The 15,516-nt window shown below is 72.2% G+C and carries 13 protein-coding genes; 6 read left to right on the top strand and 7 right to left on the bottom strand.

Annotated elements, in window-relative coordinates; all coding sequences use genetic code 11:
- Positions 1 to 113: 113 nt before the first annotated feature.
- From DK419_RS09205 to repA, 5 genes are all read right to left on the bottom strand, one after another.
- A complete protein-coding gene (locus tag DK419_RS09205) occupies positions 114 to 590 on the bottom strand; it encodes an MgtC/SapB family protein (RefSeq protein WP_245442886.1) in 477 nt (158 codons plus the stop codon).
- On the bottom strand, positions 587 to 868 hold the full coding sequence (locus DK419_RS09200) for a hypothetical protein (RefSeq protein WP_162561176.1): 282 nt from the start codon (positions 866 to 868) through the stop codon (positions 587 to 589). The genes DK419_RS09205 and DK419_RS09200 overlap by 4 nt, the downstream gene beginning before the upstream one ends.
- A gap of 75 nt (positions 869 to 943) precedes the next feature.
- Positions 944 to 1,147, bottom strand: a complete 204-nt coding sequence (locus DK419_RS09195; RefSeq protein WP_109958813.1) for a hypothetical protein — start codon at positions 1,145 to 1,147, stop codon at positions 944 to 946.
- Between the two features lie 73 nt (positions 1,148 to 1,220).
- Entirely contained in the window at positions 1,221 to 2,273 is a 1,053-nt protein-coding gene (gene repB, locus DK419_RS09190) for a plasmid partitioning protein RepB (protein ID WP_109958812.1), read from the bottom strand.
- On the bottom strand, positions 2,270 to 3,427 hold the full coding sequence (repA, locus tag DK419_RS09185) for a plasmid partitioning protein RepA (RefSeq protein ID WP_245442885.1): 1,158 nt from the start codon (positions 3,425 to 3,427) through the stop codon (positions 2,270 to 2,272). Before repA ends, repB begins: the two co-directional genes overlap by 4 nt.
- A gap of 741 nt (positions 3,428 to 4,168) precedes the next feature.
- Between repA and DK419_RS09180 the strand changes: the two genes are divergently transcribed.
- From DK419_RS09180 to DK419_RS09160, 5 genes are all read left to right on the top strand, one after another.
- Positions 4,169 to 4,423: an acyl carrier protein gene (locus tag DK419_RS09180; protein ID WP_109958810.1), complete on the top strand. Its 255-nt coding sequence runs from the start codon at positions 4,169 to 4,171 to the stop codon at positions 4,421 to 4,423.
- Positions 4,424 to 4,425: 2 nt separating this feature from the next.
- A complete protein-coding gene (locus DK419_RS09175; protein ID WP_109962211.1) occupies positions 4,426 to 5,655 on the top strand; it encodes an acyl-CoA dehydrogenase family protein in 1,230 nt (409 codons plus the stop codon).
- Positions 5,655 to 6,638, top strand: a complete 984-nt coding sequence (locus DK419_RS09170) for an amino acid--[acyl-carrier-protein] ligase (RefSeq protein ID WP_109958809.1) — start codon at positions 5,655 to 5,657, stop codon at positions 6,636 to 6,638. The genes DK419_RS09175 and DK419_RS09170 overlap by 1 nt, the downstream gene beginning before the upstream one ends.
- A gap of 7 nt (positions 6,639 to 6,645) precedes the next feature.
- Entirely contained in the window at positions 6,646 to 7,653 is a 1,008-nt protein-coding gene (locus tag DK419_RS09165) for a DUF1839 family protein (RefSeq protein ID WP_109958808.1), read from the top strand.
- 228 nt (positions 7,654 to 7,881) lie between these two features.
- Entirely contained in the window at positions 7,882 to 10,311 is a 2,430-nt protein-coding gene (locus DK419_RS09160) for a glycosyl hydrolase 2 galactose-binding domain-containing protein (RefSeq protein WP_109958807.1), read from the top strand.
- Positions 10,312 to 10,327: 16 nt separating this feature from the next.
- Here the strand turns inward: DK419_RS09160 and DK419_RS09155 are convergent, their stop codons facing one another.
- Both DK419_RS09155 and DK419_RS09150 read right to left on the bottom strand, forming a co-directional pair.
- On the bottom strand, positions 10,328 to 12,640 hold the full coding sequence (locus DK419_RS09155; protein WP_109958806.1) for a PAS domain S-box protein: 2,313 nt from the start codon (positions 12,638 to 12,640) through the stop codon (positions 10,328 to 10,330).
- A 78-nt stretch (positions 12,641 to 12,718) separates the two neighbouring features.
- Positions 12,719 to 13,123 carry a DUF1236 domain-containing protein gene (locus tag DK419_RS09150; protein WP_109958805.1) on the bottom strand — a complete coding sequence of 135 codons (405 nt, stop codon included), beginning with the start codon at positions 13,121 to 13,123 and terminating at the stop codon, positions 12,719 to 12,721.
- Positions 13,124 to 13,425: 302 nt separating this feature from the next.
- Between DK419_RS09150 and DK419_RS09145 the strand changes: the two genes are divergently transcribed.
- Positions 13,426 to 14,505, top strand: coding sequence for a replication initiator protein A (locus DK419_RS09145; protein WP_109958804.1), 1,080 nt, complete (start codon positions 13,426 to 13,428; stop codon positions 14,503 to 14,505).
- The last annotated feature ends 1,011 nt before the right edge of the window (positions 14,506 to 15,516 follow it).

Here is a 15,516-nt window from a genome sequence, read left to right as displayed (position 1 = left end):
TCGCCGAGGGCGAGCACCGCCGCGACGCCATCGCGGCGGTGCTCCTGTTTTGCCCCTCCCCTCGTGCCCGACGGCGCGGACCGTCGGGCCACCCGACCGAACGGCCGAGGATCTCAAGCCCCGTCCCGATCCTCCTCGCGCGCCAGGCCGAAGCGGTGGAGCAGCGTCAGCACGATCAGGATCGCCAGGCCGAACCCCATCGCGACGGCGAGCAGCGTGAACTGCGCCGCCCCGGCGACGATGCCGGACGAGGCCGCGAACCACAGGCTCGCCGCGGTGGTCAGGTTCTTCACGTTGCGCCGGGCGACGAAGATCGTCCCGGCCGAGATGAACCCGATCGCTTGCGCCAGGCCCTGGATCACCCGCAGCGGGTCGGCGTCGCCCCCTTCCCGGCGCACCACGGCGTAGAGGCTGAGCGCCGACGTCGTGATGACGGCCGAACTGAGGGCCACGAGGGCGTGGGTGCGCAGGCCTGCATCCTTACCGCGCCACTCCCGCTCGAGGCCGAGGGCGAGGCCGCACAGGGTCGCGGCCCCGAGGCGCCCGACGATCTCCGCGAGGGTGAAGGCCGTCGCGTCGGGCAGCGTCACCCCGTCAATCCTCCCTTCTCGCCTCCCTTCTCGCCTCCCTTCTCGCCTCCCTTCTCGCCTCCCTGCCCCGGCTCCGGCAGCTCCGGAAACGGCGTCCAGTGGGTGAACGCGTCCGGCGCGTAGCCGTACTCGGTGGTGGCGACGTGCCAGGGGCGGCCGTCCCCGGCCCGCCCGGGATCCCACCGGATCACGGCGCGCCGGTCCGGCACGTCCCGGTGGATGGCGATGATCCAGCGCCCGTCCTGGGGGGCGCGATCGATGGACCTCCAGTCGGTCATCGGGTGCTCCGTCATCGGGTGCTCAGCGGCGAATGCCTTCGGAGAACCAACGCGCCGGACCGGCCGCCGTTCGCCTCAGCGGGGAGCGTCGCCGCGCACCAGGCGCTCGCCGGCCTCGCACTCGCGCAGGTAGGTCGCCCGGTTGTCGCCGGTGATGCCGGACCGGTCGGCCTTGGTCTCGCAGACCTGACGATCGTCGGGCGGGGCGGATTCGGGGGCGCCCTGGGCGAGAACCGTCGCGGGCGACAGGAGGGCGAGGAACAGGAGAGCGCGGCGCATGGCGGGCCTCGGGTGCGGGCGGGACATCCCGGACATGCCCCGCCCGCCGCTCCGGTTCCCCGATCGCGGCCGCTCAGGGCCGCGAGCGTCCCGCCCGGTAGGCGGCCAGGATCTCCGGCAGCCGGTCGAGGACGTAGTCGGCGAGCCCCGGCTCCGCGCGATCGTCGAAGGACAGGGCGACCCGGTCGGGCGTGCGCTCGATCCGGGCGATGCCGCGGCCGGCCTCGTCGCTCCACACCTGCGGCGCCGGCCGCGGTGCCCCGGGCGGGGCCAGCGCGCCCAGCAACGCGGCGAAGCGCTCGTTGGTCGGCTTTTCGCGGAAGCCCGGCTCGGCGATGAGGCCGGCGATCCGGTCCGGGCGCGCTGCCCTGATCCGCTCGGCGAGCAGCATCCAGCGCGGCCGGCCGGCGGCCGGGGCCGGGCCGACCGCCCGGACGATCTCCGCCGGCACCGTGCGGGCCACCGAGATCAGGGTCGAGAGGTCGCCCTTGCCGACGCCCATCGCGGCGGTGATCGTGGCGCGGGCGAATCCGTGCTCCTCGAGCCGGAGCGCGAAGAAGGCCCGCTCGATGTAGCTGAGGTCCTGCCGCTCCAGGTTCTCCTTGCCCTGGGCCACCACCAGCTCGGCATCCGAGAGCGGGCGCACCACGGCGCGGACCGGCCGGGCAAGGCGTCGCGCCGCCTGGATGCGCCGGCGGCCATAGGCGACCTGGTAGCGCTCCGGGCTGTCCGGGTGCGGCCGCACCAGGATCGGCACCTGCTGGCCGCTCTCGCGGATGCTCTCGACCAGGGCGGGCAGGCCGGGATCGTGGGCATCGGCCACCCGGTCGGCGATGAACGAGTCGTCGATCCGCTCCGGCTCGATCTCGACCACCACCGTGCCGGCCTCGATCTCGGCCGCGGCATCGGCCCGGGCGGCGAGCCCCCGCAGGGTGCTGCTCATCGCCCTGACCGGGCCGCTGCGGCTGCGCTCCGGGGCGGGCGGGTTTGCAGCTGCAAACTCGGGCTCGGCGGTGTCGGGGTTTGCAGCTGCAAACGCCTCGGGATCCGGCGTCGGCGGGGCCGCGACGGGCTTCGGCGCGGGCCGGGCGCCGAACAGCGCGTCGAGGTTCGACTTGCGGCTCATGGCCGGCCCCAGGCACGGCGGATCAGGCCCTCGATCTCGCCGTTGACGGCCTCGAGGGATTCGAGCGCCCGGTCGTAGGTCGAGCGGGTCACGCCCTCGCGGCCGATCTCGTAGAGGGTCTGCTTCGACAGGCCGGCATCGGACACCGCCGAGGACTTGAGCATCGGCGCGGTCAGCACCGCGTCCTCGAACAGGGTGCGCAGCATGCCGACGATGCGGGTCTGCGGCGCGTCCTGCTGCTCGTAGCGGGTCACGAGGTAGCGCAGCCAGTCGTATTGCAGCTTACCCCCGGATTCCGCCACCACGCCGAGCAGATCCTCGGTCATCGCCAGGAACTGGCTCATCGAGGCGACGTCGAGCATCTGCGGATGCACAGTGATGAGGAGCGAGGTCGCGGCGCAGAGCGCCGACAGCGTCAGGTAGCCGAGCTGCGGCGGGCAATCGATGACGACGACGTCGTAGGCGTCGCCCACGGTCTCGATCGCGTGCGCGACCCGGTCGAAGAACAGCGGCTCGCCGGCCCGGCGCCGGCTCAGCGCCCGCGGGGTCTCGTGCTCGAACTCCATCAGCTCGAGGTTGGCCGGCACGAGGTCGAGGCCGGTGAAGTAGGTCGGGCGCACGACGTCCCGCAGGGGCTTGGCGCCGTCGTACCGGATCGCGCCGTAGAGCGTCTCGTCGGCGCCGACGTCGAGCTCGGGCTGCACGCCCATCAGGGCCGAGAGGCTGGCCTGTGGATCGAGGTCGATGGCGAGCACCCGGTAGCCGCGCAGGACCAGCGACTGGGCGAGGTGGGCGGTGGTGGTGGTCTTGCCCGACCCGCCCTTGAAGTTCGCCACCGCGACGACCTGCAGGTGCTCGGACGCAGACCGCCGCGGCTGGTAGCGCCGGCCGCCTCGCGTGTTCTCGTCGAGGTAGGCGCGCAGGCCGTGGATGTCGGCGAGGCTGTAGGAGCGCCGGCCGTTCGACGAGACCTCCGGCTGCGGCCCGAGCCCGTCGGCGGCGAGCTGCTGCAGCCGCGACACCGTCACGCCGATGATGCGGGCGGCCTCCGTCGAGGTGAAGCGGCGCAGGCCCTTGGCGGCCGTGGGCGGGAACAGCCCGGAGGAGATCGCCTGCAGCTGCGCCCGGAGCGTCGCCGCGTGGGCGCCGATCATCGCGGCGGGTGCGACCGGGGGAGGGGGTTGCGGCGGCGTGTGCTGATTCATCCTCGCGAGCCCTGTTTGCAGAAAATTCGCCGGTTCGGCGCTCAAACTGCAATTGGCCCGTTCGCGCCCCGATTCGCAATCGGCACCGCGGGGGCGGCGCAAGCCTCGCGCAAGCCCGGCGCGCCAACGGGGCGCGCCAACGGGGCGCGCCGACGACGGGGGAGGGGCGCCGACCACGCCACTGGACGCGGGGGCGGGATCTCCGGAAGGGCATGCGGCTACCTCGAAATAGGGTTGCGCCGGCCGCTTCATCGCGCGCGCCCCCGGCGCTAGGGTCCGGATCGGCGCCACCCCGCTCCACCGAACAGGGGAGACCAGAAGAATCCCGCGGCCGCGCGGTCGGTACCGTCACAGGTCACAGGCTCCGGCTGCGGAGCGGCTCAGGCTCGGCCCTGCGGACAGACCCGGGCTCCGGTCTCCTCGGGCTCCGGACTCCTCGGGCTTCGGCCTCCTTTGGGGAAATCCGTAAGCTTGACGGAATCCTCTCGCCCGACTCCGCGCTGCGATTTGCCAGCCGTTAAGCCGCATCGAGTTGAGTGGTCGACATCAGCTCGGATCGAGCGTCCTGCGCCGCAGTGGAGCAGGTGTTTCTCTAAAATAGAAATCCGAAAATTTACCAAGGTTTAGACCTGACATTGCACTCTCATCTCCAAAATGAGAGCGTTGTCTCATACAGGAAGGTGGAACCTCATGGTCGAAATTTCCGACATCCGGGACGTGCTGAAGTCGCTCGAATCGCTCAAGGGTGTGGTCGACGGTCTGTCGGACGACGACGACCTGTTCGAGAAGGGTCTCGATTCCTTCGGCTCGGTGCAGCTGATGCTGGCCCTCGAGGAGCGCTTCGAGATCGAGTTCCCCGATTCCGCGCTCGGTCGTCGCTCGTTCTCGACCATCCGCATCATCCGGGACACCGTCGCGGGCCTCAGCCAGCAGGAGGCCGCATGAACATGCACGTCGAGGTCGCCGCGACGGTGCCGGTCGCGGCGCCGGTCGCGGCGACGGCGGGCGCCCTCGACGCCCGCGCCAAGCGCGTCGCGGAGGTCGCCGCCCGCCACGCCGACGCGGTCGATCGCGACGGCCGGTTTCCCGCCGAGGCGGTCGCCGCGCTCAAGGCCGAGCGCCTGCTCGGCATCCAGGTGCCGCAGCCCCTGGGAGGGGAGGGGGCCTCGATGAGCGAGCTCGCCGAGCTCTGCGCCATCCTCGGGCGCGCCTGCTCGGCCTGCGCGATGGTGTTCGCGATGCACCACATCAAGCTCGCGAGCCTCGTCACCCACGGGCAGGACAGCGCCTGGCATCGCGGCCTGATGGAGCGGATCGTCGCCGAGCAGATGCTGATCGCCTCCTCGACCACCGAGGCCGGGATCGGCGGCGACCTGCGCAACAGCCTGTGCGCGGTCGAGGCCGAGGGAACGGGAGAACACGACACCTTCCGCCTGACGAAGGAGGCCAGCGTCATCTCCTACGGCGCCCAGGCCGACCTGATCCTGGCGACCGCCCGCCGTCACAAGGAGGCCGCGACCTCCGACCAGGTGCTGGTGGCGCTGCTCGCCGACCAGATCACCCTCGAGCGCACCAGCGTGTGGGATACGCTCGGCATGCGCGGCACCTGCAGCGACGGCTTCCTGCTCAAGGCCGAGGGCCTGCCCGTGGCCCAGGTGCTGCAGAAGCCCTTCGCGGAGATCGCCGCCCAGTCGATGCTCGCCGCCTCGCACCTCCTCTGGGGCAGCGTGTGGTTCGGCATCGCCGCTTACGCCGTCGACCGCGCCCGCGCCTTCGTGCAGGGCGAGGCGCGCAAGAAGCCGGGCCAGGTGCCCCCGGGCGCCTTGCGCCTGGCGGAAGCCGCCAACGAGCTCCAGGCGATGAAGAGCACGGTCGTCGCCGGGCTCGCCCGCTACGAGGCCGCCAAGGGCGACCCGGATGCTTTGAGCGCGATCGGCTTCTCGATCATGCTCAACAACGTGAAGACCACCGTCTCGGCCCAGGCCGTCGAGATCGTGCAGCGCGCGCTCGGCGTGGTCGGCATCGCCGGCTACAAGAACGGCACCCCGTTCAGCCTCGGCCGGCAGCTGCGCGACGTCCTCTCGGCCCCGCTGATGATCAGCAACGACCGCATCCTCTCCAACACCGCCAACCTCCTGCTGGTGCAGAAGGGCAGCGGCAAGCTCCTGAGCGCGTGATGGACCAGAGCCTCTCCTCCGATCGTCTCCACTCCGATCTCCTGCCCGCCGCCGACGCGGCGCTCGACGACGCCGCGCCCGAGCCGCGCTCGTTCCTCGACCGCCTGTTCGACCGCGGCCTCCTGATCCGCACCGGGGTCGACGGGCTCTACGGCCGCTCCGGCGCCTTCGAGAGCGTGGTCGAAGCCCTCGACCGGCTGGTCTCGCGCATCGGCGGGGCCGACGGCGCCGAGGCCTTGCGCTTCCCGCCCGGCATGGCTCGCTCCAGCTTCGAGCGCAGCGGCTACCTCAAGGGCTTCCCGCACCTCGCCGGCACGGTGCACAGCTTCTGCGGCAACGAGGCCGACCACGCCCGCCTGCTGGCCTGCCTCGACGCCGGCGAGGACTGGACCGCCAAGCAGGCGGCGACCGACATCGTGCTGACGCCGGCGGCCTGCTACCCGCTCTACCCGGTCGCCGCCGCTCGCGGCCGGCTGCCCGCGGACGGGCTGCTGTTCGACCTGCAATCCTACTGCTTCCGGCACGAGCCGTCGCTGGAGCCGACCCGGATGCAGCTGTTCCGCATGCGCGAATACGTCCGCATGGGCACGCCGGAGCAGGTGCTGGCCTTCCGCGAGCTGTGGCTGGCCCGCGGCACCAAGATGATGAGCGACCTCGGCCTGCCGCTCGCCATCGACCCGGCCAACGACCCGTTCTTCGGCCGCGCCGGCAAGATGCTCGCCAACAACCAGCGCGCCCAGGCGCTGAAGTTCGAGCTGAACGTGCCGGTCAACAGCGAGGACAAGCCGACCGCCTGCCTCAGCTTCAACTACCACCAGGACCATTTCGGCACGACCTGGGGCATCGAGCAGGGAGACGGCTCGGTCGCGCACACGGCCTGCGTCGGCTTCGGGCTGGAGCGGATCACCCTCGCGCTGCTGCGCCACCACGGCCTCGACCTCGACGCCTGGCCGGCGGACGTGCGCGCCCAGCTCTTCGGCTGAGGCCGCGATGTCGGCAGCCCTCGCTCTCCCGCTTGAGGCGCCGCGGACGGAGACGTCCGCGGTGCCCCACACGCCGCACAGGCTCCACGCTCCCGACCGGATCTGGCCGGAGACGAACTGCTACGTCGATCTCTGGATCGAGCTCCTGCACCTGCGGGGGCTCGAGCCCGAGGCGATGCTGGGCTTCACCCTGCGCCAGGACTTCGAGGGCGACCAGTTCACCTTCTTCAAGCCGAAGGCGGCCGACCTTGAGGCGCTCTACGGCCTCGAGGTCCTGGAACTCGCGCTCTACGAGGACCTGGAGAGCCACAGCCTGATCCAGGCGGCGCGCGGGCTCCCGGTGCTGGTCGAGGTCAACGCCTACTTCCTGCCCGACACCGCCGGCACCACCTACCGGCGCGAGGCCTCGAAGACCACGATCGCGATCCTGGCCCTCGATCCCGCGCGGCGCCGGCTCGACTACGTCCACAATGCCGGCCGCTTCCAGCTCGAAGGCGCCGATTACGACGGCCTCTTCGCGAAGGGCGAGCTCCTGCCCTACGCCGAGTTCGTGAAGCCGTGCGGTCCGGGCCTTGCGGGCTCCGAACGTCCCGCGGCGGCGCTCGCGCTGCTGCGCCGCCACCGCGCGCAGGCGCCGGGATCCAACCCGGTCACGGCCTTCCGCGCGGCGCTCGCCGCGAAGGAGGACGCCTTCGTGCAGCGGCCGCTCTCGGCGTTCCACTCCTACGCCTTCAACACCACGCGCCAGCTCGGGGCGAATTTCGAGCTGCTCGGCAGCCATCTCGCCTGGCTCGACGCCGAGGGCGCGGGGGCGTTCGGCGAGGCGGCGGAGGCGGCGACGCGGCTTTCGCAGGAGGCCAAGGCGTTCCAGTTCCAGCTCGCCCGCGCCTTCGCCCGCGGCAAGCTCGCCGGGCTGCCCGAGCGCCTCTCCGCCGCCGAGGCGACCTACGCGGCGGTGTTCGACGCCCTCGACCGGGCGCTTGCCGCCGGGGTGAAGGGCGGTCTGTCCGCCTGATCCAGTGACCGGACCACAACGACAACCCTCCGCGTCACCCCGGGGCCGTGCAGCGGAACCCGGGATGATGCAGGGCTGTCCGAGGACGTTCGAGACGTGGGGCATCTCCTCTCCCCGCCCGCGGGGAGAGGAGATGCCCCGCGCCTCTTTACTGTCCCGGACAGCCCTGCGGTATGGCGGGGAGGGTTTCAGCGCCGACGCGCACACGAACCAGCCCCCAAGGACAGCATGGCCCTTCTGCGGACCGCCGACCGGACCCTCGACGGGCCGTGGGAGATGATCGTCACCGCGCCGGGCGCCTGCGCCGGGCCCGAGGGTCTGGAAAGCCTCATCGGCTTCATCCCCGCCCCGGTGCCCGGCACCGCCGCGGGAGCGCTTCGCACGGCCGGCCGCTGGTCCGACGGCGAGCCGACGCCGCTCCACGGCTCCGACGTCTGGTACCGCACGACGATCGCGGGCCGGGGCCGCGAGATCCTGCGCTTCGAGGGCCTCGCGACGCTCTGCGAGGTCTGGCTCGACGGAACACTCCTTCTCTCCAGCCGCTCGATGTTCCTCGCCCGCGAGGTTCCGGTCGATCTCGACGGCAGCCACAGCCTCGCCCTCGCGTTCCGCTCGCTGGCGCAGGACCTCGCCCGCCCGCACAAGCGCGGACGCTGGCGGCCCCAGCTCGCCACCCCCGGCTCGCTGCGCCACGCCCGCACGACGCTGCTCGGCTTCATGTCGGGCTGGTGCCCGAACGTCGATGCCGTCGGCCCCTATCGCCCGGTCACCCGGAGAGGGGAGGGGGGCTGCCCCACCGACATCGACCTCAGGACGAGCGTCGAGGACGGAACCGGGATCCTCGCCGTCCGCCTGACGTTTCCGGATGCGGGCGGCCCCGTCGTCCTGCGCTGCGACGGCCGCGAGACGACGCTCGCCGAGACCGCGCCCGGCCGGTTCGAGGGCCGGCTGGCGCTTCCCGGCGTCGCCCTGTGGTGGCCCCACACCCACGGCGAGCCGCGGCTCCACGCCGTCGCGGTGGCGGCGGGAGACCGGGACTTCGATCTCGGCCGGGTCGGCTTTCGCACCGTCACGATGCTGCGCCCCTTCGCCGATGGCCTCAGCCTCGCGGTCAACGGCGTGCCGGTCTTCTGCCGCGGCGCCTGCTGGACGCCGCCCGACATCGTCGGGCTGCCGGGCGACCGCGAATCTTACGCCCCGCTCCTGGGCCTCGCCGTCGAGGCCGGCATGACCATGCTGCGGGTCGGCGGCACGATGCTGTACGAGGCGCGACCCTTCCACGACCTCTGCGACGAGCTCGGCCTCCTGGTCTGGCAGGACCTGATGCTGGCGAATTTCGACTACCCCGTCGACGATCCCGCCTTTCGCGCCGCGCTCGAGGCGGAGATCGCCGGGCTCCTCGACCGGCTCCAGGCCTCGCCCTCGCTCTGCGTCGTCGGCGGCGGCAGCGAGGTCGAGCAGCAGGCCGCGATGCTGGGTTTTCCGGAATCGATCTGGCGCGCTCAAGCCGTCGAGGCGATGCTGCGGGAGGCCGTGGCCGAGCGCCGGCCCGACCTCGTCGTGGTGCCGAACTCGCCCTCGGGCGGCGACCTGCCGTTCTCCACGAATGCGGGCGTGACCCACTATTACGGCGTCGGCGCCTATTGCCGGCCGTTCGAGGATGCCCGCCGGGCCGAGGTGCGCTTCGCCTCCGAGTGCCTGGCCTTCGCCAACGTGCCGGAGCCGGTCTCCTTGACCGAGGCGGGCCTGACCGACCCCCGTGCTCCCGCTTGGGCCGGAGGCGTGCCCCGCGACCGCGGCGCCGACTGGGACTTCGAGGGCGTGCGCGACCACTACGTCGGCGCGCTCTACGGCGTCGACCCGGAGGCCCTGCGCCGCGACGACCCCGAGCGCTACCTGACGCTCGGACGGGCCGCCGTCGCCGAGGTGATGGAGGCGGCCTTCTCGGAGTGGCGCCGCCCGGCCTCGGTCACCGCCGGCGGCCTGGTCTGGCTCTGGCGCGACCTCGCGCCGGGGGCGGGCTGGGGCGTGGTCGACGTCGCCGGCCGGCCGAAATCGGCCTGGTACGCCCTCAGGCGCGCCTTCCGGCCGGTCCAGGCCCTGCTCTCCGACGAGGGGCTGAACGGGCTCCACGCCCACGTCCTGAACGAGACCGGGCGGCCGCTCGACGCCACGCTCGCGCTCACCTTCACCGATGCCGCCGGCAAGGTCGCCGCGAAGGCGGAACGAGCGCTGTCGCTCGGCCCCCGCGAGACCGTCACCCTGTCCTCGGCCGCGCTCCTCGGCCGCTTCTTCGACGCGACGGTCGCCTACCGCTTCGGCCCGGCGGCGCATGCCCTCGCCCATCTGCGGCTCACCGGCCGCGACGGGGCACTCCTCGCCGAGGCCTTCCACTTCCCCTCCGGCCGGGACGCGACGCCGCGGGAGATCGGCCTCTGCGCCGCCCTCGTCGAGGAGGGAGGCGGGTTCGCGCTGCGGGTCGCCGCGACGCGCCACGCGCTCGCCGTCCACGTCGCCCTCGACGGCGAGGGGCGCTCCTCGGACAACTGGTTCCACCTGGCGCCGGGGGCCGAGCGCCGCCTCGCGCTCACCGGGACGAAGGGGCGGCCGGGCGGCACGGTGCGGGCGGTGAACGGAAGCGAGGCGGTGCGGTTCTGACAGGCCGGCGCGCAGCTCACTCCCCCGTCAGCAGCTCCACCAGCGGCGCCGTCAGCGTGCACACCACGCCCTCGGGGAGGTACTGGGTCGCCACCTCGCCGTCGACGGTGCCGGCCATCCCCCGCTCGATCAGGCGCGAGCCGAAGCCCTTGCGGGCGGGCGGCGTCACCCGGGGACCGCGGTGCTCCTGCCAGCGCAGCGACAGCACCGGCGCCGGGGCGTCGGCGACGGTCCAGTCGAGGGTGACGTAGCCGTCGGGATTGCGCAGAGCACCGTACTTCGCCGCGTTGGTGGCGAGCTCGTGCGCCATCAGGGCGAGCGACAGGGCCGCCCGCGCCCCGCAGGGCACCGGCGGTCCGGCGAGCCGGAAGCGGCCGGGCCGGCCGTCGTCGTGGATCGTCAGCGCCCCGTCGAGCACCGCCCGCAGGTCGGCGCTCTCGCCCTCGCCGGTGAGCAGGATGTCGTGCGCCTTGCCGAGCGCCACCAGGCGGGCCACCAGCGCCTCGCGGGCATCGGCCGGGTCGGCGGCGTTGCGCAGGGTCTGCACGGCGATCGCCTGCACCATCGCCAGGGTGTTCTTGAGCCGGTGGCTCAGCTCGCGGTTGAGGATCTCCTGCTGCGCCTCCGCGGCCTTGCGGGCCGAGATGTCGTGGCTCACCGCGGCGAAGCCCTCGAAGGCGTCCCCGGGGCCGCGCAGGGCGAAGAGGTTGTAGCGCACCGGCACCACGGCCCCGGTGGCGAGATGGCGAAAGCGGTACTCGCCGCTCCAGCTCCCGCCGGCCCGGATGGCGGGCAGGATCGTGCCTTCCGCGAAGGGCAGGTCCTCGGGCACGAGCACGTCGGTGAGGTGGAGAGGCCCCGCCGCGCCCTCGCTCACGCCCACCAGGGCGCGACCGGCCGGGTTGACGTAGTCGATACGCCCGTCGGCATCCGCGATGGCGATGAAGTCGCTCGACTGCTCGGCGACGAGGGCGAGGCGCTGCAACTGGGCCTCGGCCCGGCGCTGCTCGGTCACGTCGAGGAAGACCGTGACCGCCGCCCGGATCGCCCCGTCCTCGTCGCGCACCGGCGCGCTCGAGACCTCGAGCAGGCGCATCGCCCCGGTCGCGGCGTTGCGGTAGCGCATCGCCTCGCCGCTCACCACGGCGCCGTCCCGCAGGGCCCGCATGGAGGGATAGTCGTGCGGGGCGTAGGCGCGTCCGTCGGCGTGCACGGCGCCGTAGGTCTCGTAGCGCGCGAGGGCCGGCCCGCCGAGGCCGTGGCCCAGGAACTCCTCGGCCCGGGCGTTGATGAGGTTCGGCGCGCCCGGGCCCGGACCGGCGACCGAGATGCCGACCGGCGCCTGCCGGAAGACGGCTTCGAGCAGGCCGCGCTCGAGGTCGAGCTGGCGCGCGGCCTCGCGCCGTGCCGCCTCGGCGCGCTTGCGCTCGGTCAGGTCGAGCATGGCGCCGATCATCCGGACCGCGCGGCCCGTCCCGTCCCGGATCACCGAGCCGCGGTCGAAGACGTGGGCGTAGGAGCCGTCGGCGCGCCGGAAGCGGTACTCGTCGCTCCAGGCCGTCCCGGTGCCGTCGATCACGGCGTGGATCGAGGCGTCGATCCGAGCGCGGTCGTCGGGGTGGATGTGGTCTATCCACCACGCGCCGGTCGGCGCCACCGTGCCGAGGGGATGGCCGTAGGCGGCCTCCAGCGCCTCGTTCCAGAGCACGTGGTCGGTGGCGAAGTCCCAGTCCCAGATCGCGTCGGTGGTGGCGCGCGCCGCCAGGCGGTAGCGCTCCTCGGTCGCCTGCACCGCCCGCAACGCCGCCTCGCGCTCGGCGGCGGCCCGGCGCATCGCCAGGTGGCCCGTCACCTGGCGCGCCAGCGCCCGCAGGTCGCCGGCCTCGGTCGCGGTCAGGCCGTCGGGCCGCGACACGTAGTCGATCACGCAGAGCGTGCCGAGCACGTGCCCCTCCGGCGTGCGCAGCGGCGCCCCGGCGTAGAAGCGGATGCCGGGCGAGGCGGTGACGAGCGGATTGGCGCGGGTGCGGGGATCCCGGGTCAGGTCCGGGATGACGAGGAGCGAATCCGGATGCGCCAGGGCGTGGGCGCAGACCGAGCGGTCGAGATCGGTCTGGGGGAGGGGAAAGCCGGTGCGGGCCTTGAACCATTGCCGCGCCTCGGCCACCAGGCTCACCAGCGCGATCGGCGCGTCGCACAGGCGGCTGGCCAGCCGCACGACGTCGTCGAAGGCCTGCTCGGGCAGGGTGTCGAGCACGGCGTGCGCCGCGAGCGCGGCCAGGCGGCCGGGATCGCAGACGGCGCTCGGAGGGTCGGGGGCTCGTGACATTCCGGACGGGGGTTCTTCCTGTCGTCTCTTACCCCGAACCCCGCCGCCGCGTCACCGTCGATCGCCGCGTCGTCCCGGTCAGTCGATCACCTCGACGACGCGGCGGGTGCCGGGCTCGACCAGCACCGGATGGTCGTTGACGATCGTGTAATTGTAGCCCTTGAGGGCGAATTCCGGCGGCACGTCGTAGTAGATCACGCCCTCGGGCGGCAGGACCGCGCCGACGCGCAACGGGCCCTCGTAGCGGAAGGACGGCCGGTGCTCGCCGGCGGCGTAGATGCGGAAGCGCTCGCGCCGGTCGATCCCCAGGATGCTGTTGGCGGTGCCGACGGCGGCCCCGATCGCGCTGCCCACCACCGCCCCCACCGGCCCGGCGATCGCCTCGCCCCGCGCCGCGCCGTCCTCGGCACCGCGCACGGTGCCCTGGGCCTGGGCGGCGGTGAGGCCGGTGGCGAGAAGGAGGGCGGTGAGAACGAGGCGCATGGGAGGTCCCGGGGCGAGCTTGGCTGTTGCCGGGAGAACGGGGCGGGGGCGGGGGAGGTTCCGGACGATCCGGGGCCGCGCCCCGAGGGTGTGGATGACGGGGACGACCCGGATTCGACGTTAACCGCGATTGAAGAGGATCGGGGACGGGATCCGAAAACCCATTGGCGTCCACGATTTGGAAGGCGGGCGGGTCCTAGCCTCGTCGGCATGAGCGGGATTCGAGACGGCAGAGCGGCAGGGGCGGGCGCGGCGCGGCGGGAGCCGGGGCGGCCGGCCGCGGGCGTGAGACGGGCGTGACGATGAGCCATCGGCGCAACGACCAGATCGACATGGTGGTGCCCTTCGTGCACTTCCGCGACCAGCGGGAGACGATGGAGCGGCCGTTCTTCTCGATCGCCAAGCAGAAGCGCCTGAAGGAGATCGACTATACGAGCCCCGACGGCTCGGTCTGGGTGCGGGTGCTGCCGAACCAGGCCTACGGCATGGCGACGATCTGGGATGCCGATATCCTGATCTGGGCCGCCTCGACGATCTGCGAGATGAAGAAGCGCGGCCGCAACGACATCCCGCGCAAGCTCAACTTCATGCCCTACGATCTCCTGAAGGGCATCGGCCGCGAGACCGGCGGGCGGCAGTACAAGCTCCTGCGCGACGCGCTGTTTCGCCTGCAATCGACCTCGGTGCGCACCAACATCCGGGCCGAGAAGGCCAAGCGCAAGGAGCGTCAGTTCAGCTGGATCGACTCGTTCGACGACACGATCGACGAGGAGACCAATGCCAGCCGCGGGATGTCGATCACGCTGTCGGACTGGTTCTACGAGGGCGTGCTGATGGATGGCGGCGTGCTCGCCATCGATCCCGCCTATTTCGGCATCACCGGCGGGCGCGAGCGCTGGCTCTACCGCATCGCCCGCAAGCATGCCGGGGGAGCGGGGGAGGGGGGGTTCGCCATCAGCCTGCCGACCCTGTTCGAGAAGTCGGGCGCCGAGGGCACCTACCGCCGCTTCAAGTTCGAGATCGCCAAGATCGCCAAGGCCGACGAGCTGCCGGGCTTCGTGCTGCGGCTCGAGGAGAAGGAGCGCGGCGAGCCGCACCTGCGGATGATCCGGCGCGACCTCGTCACCGACGAGGGACTGGCGGCGCCCGCGGCCAAACCCAAGCGCACCCGCAAGCCGAAGGCGTCGGCGGAGCTGCCGCTCTTCCGCCACCTGTCGGACGAGACCATCGCCCTGTGCCGCAAGGCCCATCCGGGCTGGGACGTCTACGGCCTGAAGACCGAGTTCGACCACTGGCTCGAGGGCGACGCGACCCGCGAGCCGAAGAACTACGAGAGCGCCTTCCTGGGCTTCGCCGAGCGCTTCGTGCGCGACGCACGCTGATCCACAGGGCCGCCCGTTCCCGATGTACGGCTCCTGGCGTGAGCGGACGGGATGGCCCTGAGGGGAAATCCCCGGAATCCCTGTGAACGAGTCGGGTGGACTCGGCACTTCGGGAACGCCGGGAGGGTCGGACGGCACTTCGGGAACAGCCGCCGTGCGATCGGGAACGCCGGCACGGCACTTCGGGGACGGGACAAGCGGCACAACGGGGACGAATCCTCGGCACAACGGGAACGGCGCGCCGCCATTAAGCATTTGGGCGCGTTCCAGGAATCGCCGCCGCCGAAGCGCCTAAATCCATAAAGATTCCTGTAACACTCTAAGCGGTGCATTCTGGGGAAAAGCCGGACGGCGACTCACGCCCCGAGTCCATGCCGATCGGACCGATGCCGTCTCCGAGAAGAGTCGAGTCGAGCCACCGTCCACCGGCATCCACCAGAGTCCACAGGACTCGCCGGAACGAATCACGCGGCCCCGGCATCTGTCGAAGGAAGCCGGAAGGGCCAGACGTGACTCGTGGAAGCTTTCCTGTGGGACTCTTCGGGCTGGAGGATCGCGATCTCGACTCGGCAAACCTCGCATCGTACGAGCGGTCGCGTGGCGGAGAGTCAGGCCGTGAACCGAGGCGGGACCTGCGGCGGGCGGGATTTCGCGCCATGGCGAACCGTTCGTGAAGTACGCCCCGGACGCGGGAGCGGTGCCGGCACGACGGATCACCCGGGCGCGGATCGGTGCGGGCGGGCGGGAGACGCGGAAAATCACGATGTCTTGCTGCCCAGGAGAGAGAAAAAGTGGGCCGAACGAGGCCGCGCGGCGGATTGTCGGACTTTTCTCGCCCCCGGCCTCACAGGAATGGGTCGTTCCGGGACGACAAACCGAGCAACTGGCGCGGCTCTCGTCACATCGGGAACATGGTCGGGCGCCAGATGAGGCCCGCGACGTCGCGAAAGAACACACCGGCAGAGCGGGACGACGGCGGCGATGCTGTCAGAGGGTGCCGGAGCCGTACAT

Origin of the sequence: Methylobacterium terrae (genome assembly GCF_003173755.1) — a bacterium.
GTDB classification, from domain to species: Bacteria; Pseudomonadota; Alphaproteobacteria; order Rhizobiales; family Beijerinckiaceae; genus Methylobacterium; species Methylobacterium terrae.
Note: the sequence above shows the minus strand (reverse complement) of the source record. Positions and strands in the feature narration are given on the sequence as shown.